General features: G+C 70.8%; 2 protein-coding genes. Both read left to right on the plus strand.

The window, feature by feature from the left end; all coding sequences use genetic code 11:
- A partial coding sequence (locus Q8S40_RS23680; RefSeq protein ID WP_305672384.1) for an aminotransferase class IV occupies positions 1-360 on the plus strand: 360 nt, incomplete at its 5' end.
- A 49-nt stretch (positions 361-409) separates the two neighbouring features.
- Positions 410-1009 (plus strand): aminotransferase class I/II-fold pyridoxal phosphate-dependent enzyme (locus tag Q8S40_RS23685; RefSeq protein ID WP_305672385.1); only part of this gene is annotated, 600 nt, incomplete at its 3' end.

The following is a 1009-nucleotide window of genomic DNA, read 5'->3' on the forward strand; positions in this document are numbered from 1 at the left end:
GCCGAGAAGCGCGGCTATGCCGACGCCATGATGCTGGACTGGCGCGGCTATGTCGCCGAGGCGACGGGGGCCAATGTCTTCTTCGTCCAGGACGGGGTGCTGCACACCCCGCCGATCGACGCCATCCTCGACGGAATCACCCGCCAGACCATCATCGAGATGGCGGCGGCCAAGGGCATCGAGGTGGTGGTGCGCCACATCCGGCCCGAGGAGCTGTCGAGCTTCAGCGAATGCTTCGTCACCGGCACCGCCGCCGAGGTGACGCCGGTGAGCGAGATCGGGGAATATCGCTTCACCCCCGGGGCCCTGTCGCTGGGGTTGATGGAGGACTACGGCCGCCTTGTCCGCCGCCAGGCCTGACCGGCGTGAAGCCGCACCGGCGTCAGCCCGGCCGCATTCGTTGACATCGGTGCTCGCCGCTCATCGCGATCAGCTGCGCGATCTCGAGGCCGCTGGCCGGTTGCGCACGCTCCGGCCTCGCCTCGGAGTCGATTTCGCCTCCAATGACTACCTCGGCTTGGCGGGATCCGCGGCTCTTGGCGCTGCGGTGGCGGCGGCGCTGGAGCGCGGCGTGCCAGTCGGGTCCGGCGGGTCGCGCCTGCTGCGCGGAAACCACCCGGAGCATGAAGCGCTCGAGGCCGAGGCGGCTAGCCTGTTCGGGAGCGAAGCGGCCCTCTACTTGAGCAGCGGCTACGCCGCCAACTCGGCGATGCTGGCGACCCTGCCGCAAACAGGCGACCTCGTCGTTCACGACGCGCTGATCCACGCCAGCGCCCACGAGGGGATGAGGCTGGGCCGCGCCGAGACGCTGGCCTTCGCCCACAACGACGTCGCCGACCTGGAGGCTGCGGTGGCCGGCTGGCGGGCGCGGGGCGGTCGGGGGCGGGTGTGGATCGCGGTCGAAAGCCTTTACAGTATGGACGGCGACCGTGCGCCCTTGGCGGCGATGGCGGCCGCCGCCGACCGGCTGGACGCCATGCTGCTGGTTGATGAGGCCCATGCGGTCGGG

The sequence above is a fragment of the Falsiroseomonas sp. genome (genome assembly GCF_030695085.1).
Lineage (GTDB): Bacteria > Pseudomonadota > Alphaproteobacteria > Acetobacterales > Acetobacteraceae > Falsiroseomonas.